We start from the raw sequence: 3,029 nt of genomic DNA, 5'->3' as shown, positions 1-3,029 counted from the left end.
ATAGTTTCTATTGCCTTGCCAATATGCCCCCTCCGCGATCGCATGTTGGTGAAAGTGTTGTGTCTGGGGGTTCGTGTATCTTTATCGTAGATTATGTCGGATAAAAGATAATTAGGTATTAGCTTTTTTGAGTATATGCATGACCGGATTTTGCAACTCGGTGATATTCCCTGTTTGGGTAACATTATTCGAGAGAAGTCTTCTTCTAACCCATTTGGTTGGTCGTGGCTACCTGAATAAATCTCTACCCCGAAATTTTGAGCCGATACCGCAATTTGGCATCAGATGAAGATGTCCCAAAATGGCAGAACGCGATCGCTAACTACCTGATAAATGTCAAAGATGAGATTTCTTTAGTTAAACTGCAACGTGTGTTGCAAATGCCGATGGTGGAAGTATGGCTGGGATTATTGCTGGGTGGGTTTACATTAGAACAGCGTGGTGATTTTTATCACAACCATAATGTCTGGGTGAAAAGCTCTCCAATTATGACCAGCAACATGAGGGATGATGGTCAAAAAGTCAAAAAAAGCAGATAAAATCAAGCTAGTCTCTGCTGAGGACGAGAACATAAATGATGTTTGCTTGCTCGTATCAAAGAAAGTATGGAATGAACAAGCGAGCTTTTCCTAACTACAAAAAATTTTTGGACAATCCCGGCACTATTTTCCATCTACTTCGCTGTGTCTGATTTCGGAGCGATCGCCTGACTCATACCGTTACTGCTAAATGGTATTAAAAGCTGTAACCATTAATTTGCATAGCTTAGAGCTTTTCAAGCGTGCCATTCGCTACTAAACCCTTTTTCTGTCTTTAACTCTTTTTTGAGTGCTGCTCCCGTTTACCGCCGTAGGCATCGCTACATCAGGAATTTTCCGTTTTGCTCTTCATTTTAGCCAACAATATCCAGCAGAAAGATTTGGTACTCGCGTCAAATAAGATGAGTAAATAATGTCGAGCTAGGGTAACGTCCCTTTGCAGAGATTTTCTGGTAGGTGCTGCATTAACCGTACAAACACAGATGGGTCATCCAATCCCTGAGATACAATCAATGAGCCTTGAATAGCAGTCACTGCATCTTCTGCACGCCGAAGGGCAAGACCTTCATTCATGCCAGACTCAATTAAGACATTGGCAATCGCATCAATCCAGACCTGATAAATTGCCTTCACTTTGTCATGAAACACATCACGGGCGGAACCTAAGAGCAAAATCGCAGATAAGCAAGGTTGCTTTCCCCCATCATAGACTTCATCCACGTGATCGCACATCTGCCGCAAACGAGATAAGGGTTCACCTGGACTTTCGAGTGTTTGCAAAATATTTTGATCTAACCAGGACTCAAGATAATTCAGCACCGCCTCAACCATCTCATCCTTGCCGCCAGGGAAATGATGGTAAAGGCTGGCTTTGCCTAATCCAGTTGCTTGAGAGATTTTAGATAGAGTTGCACCATCGTAGCCATACTGCCTTAACAGGTTTAGCAGACAGGGAATGTACGTTTGTTTAGGCATTTATTGCAAGTTCTAAGTTTTCTGTTGACATCATACCAAACATTCGGTACAGTTAATTTAACCGAACGAACGGTACAAAAGAAATCTAATGCAGGAGAACTCACCCATGATTAAGCTCTATGGTCACGAACTGTCTGGCAATAGCTACAAAGCAAAATTAATGCTCTCGTTACTAGGCTTAGACTACGAGTGGGTTGAAGTCGATTTGTTGGCAAGAACACACAAGCAGCCCGAATTTCTAGCTCTAAATCCCTTTGGACAGGTGCCAGTATTGGTTAATGGAGACACGGTTTTAGCAGATGCTCAAGCGATTCTGGTTTACCTAGGGAAGCAGTATGGCGGTGAGTCTTGGTTGCCGAAGGAGGCAGAACCGATGAGCCGCGTGATTCGATGGCTCTCGATTGCCGCCGGAGAAATTCGACAAGGCCCAGAAGCAGCACGTCTGTACTACTTATTTAAAGCGACCAGCATCAACGTGGAACAGGCGAATCAGAAAGCAGCGTTCATCCTAACTCAACTCAACGATCATTTAGCAGATCGCCAATGGCTGGAGTTAGAACGTCCGACAAGCGCCGATGTAGCAGTGTTTCCTTACGTTGCCCTCGCTGGCGATGGTAAAATTTACCTAAACAATTACCCAAATGTGGTGGCTTGGATCGAGCGCGTCAAACATCTTCCTGGTTTTGTCGGCATGATTGGCATTGCAGAGCTTGTTGCAGTTTAGGAGGGTAGCATGCCACGCAAGTTTGGAGAAATTGCTTTTACGCCCCAAGTGCAAGCCGCACAAGAACAAAGGGGTTCACGGCAGACCTATGAACGCTATATTGCCAATGGTCCTGACAATGATTCCATTACTCCCAAGATTGAGGAATTCATCGTGCAACTTGATGGGTTTTACTTGGGAACCGTCAGTTCTAATGGCTATCCCTATATCCAGTTTCGGGGCGGACCGTCTGGTTTCCTGAAGGTTCTCAATGAGAAAACCCTCGGCTTTGCTGACTTTTCTGGAAATGTGCAGTACATCACAGTGGGCAATTTATCTGGCAACGACAAAGCGTTTTTGTTCTTGATGGATTATCGTCATCGCAAACGCATTAAGATTTGGGGAAGAGCCGAATCTGTTGAAGGGGATTTGGCATTAATTGAACGACTACGAGTTCCAGATTATCCTGCCGCAATTGAACGCGCTATCCTCTTCCACGTAGAAGCCACCAGCGAGAATTGTCCTCAGCATATTCCTATCCGTTATTCAGAAACAGAAGTAGCAGCGATGATGGCTCCTCTGCAAGCTCGAATTGCTGAATTAGAACAGCAGTTAGGCAATCGCACTTCTTCAATGACTACTAATTACACAAATTATTAGGTCAGGACTTACGCAACTGGAACAAATAGCGAGCGGGGCGTAGCCCTACCACACGACAATTTAAATCAAACCAAGCACATAGGAATACTTGGGCGTTTTAGTTGCTGAATTAAATAATTAGAAAGCAAATTATGCTTGATTTGATAAGCAGT

At 44.0% G+C, this 3,029-nt stretch carries 4 protein-coding genes; 3 read left to right on the top strand and 1 reads right to left on the bottom strand.

Annotated features, from left to right (window positions below):
• Positions 1-257: 257 nt before the first annotated feature.
• Positions 258-539, top strand: a complete 282-nt coding sequence (locus H6G97_RS48950; protein ID WP_199350166.1) for a hypothetical protein — start codon at positions 258-260, stop codon at positions 537-539.
• A gap of 420 nt (positions 540-959) precedes the next feature.
• Here the strand turns inward: H6G97_RS48950 and H6G97_RS48945 are convergent, their stop codons facing one another.
• Complete coding sequence (locus H6G97_RS48945) at positions 960-1,514, bottom strand: TetR/AcrR family transcriptional regulator (RefSeq protein WP_190947498.1); 555 nt, start codon at positions 1,512-1,514, stop codon at positions 960-962.
• Between the two features lie 106 nt (positions 1,515-1,620).
• Here H6G97_RS48945 and H6G97_RS48940 point away from each other — a divergent pair, with 106 nt between their 5' ends.
• Together H6G97_RS48940 and H6G97_RS48935 are read left to right on the top strand one after the other, a co-directional pair.
• Positions 1,621-2,238 carry a glutathione S-transferase family protein gene (locus H6G97_RS48940; RefSeq protein WP_190947497.1) on the top strand — a complete coding sequence of 206 codons (618 nt, stop codon included), beginning with the start codon at positions 1,621-1,623 and terminating at the stop codon, positions 2,236-2,238.
• Between the two features lie 9 nt (positions 2,239-2,247).
• A complete protein-coding gene (locus H6G97_RS48935) occupies positions 2,248-2,877 on the top strand; it encodes a pyridoxamine 5'-phosphate oxidase family protein (RefSeq protein ID WP_190947496.1) in 630 nt (209 codons plus the stop codon).
• Positions 2,878-3,029: the final 152 nt, after the last annotated feature.

It is taken from the genome of Nostoc flagelliforme FACHB-838 (assembly GCF_014698065.1).
Classification (GTDB): domain Bacteria; phylum Cyanobacteriota; class Cyanobacteriia; order Cyanobacteriales; family Nostocaceae; genus Nostoc; species Nostoc flagelliforme_B.
Note: the sequence above shows the minus strand (reverse complement) of the source record. Positions and strands in the feature narration are given on the sequence as shown.

Excerpts from the sequence above, each read along its gene's own strand:
- H6G97_RS48935 (WP_190947496.1), top strand. The coding sequence starts at position 2,248 with ATGCCACGCAAGTTTGGAGAAATTGCTTTTACGCCCCAAGTGCAAGCC.
- H6G97_RS48945 (WP_190947498.1), bottom strand. The coding sequence starts at position 1,514 with ATGCCTAAACAAACGTACATTCCCTGTCTGCTAAACCTGTTAAGGCAG.
- H6G97_RS48940 (WP_190947497.1), top strand. The coding sequence starts at position 1,621 with ATGATTAAGCTCTATGGTCACGAACTGTCTGGCAATAGCTACAAAGCA.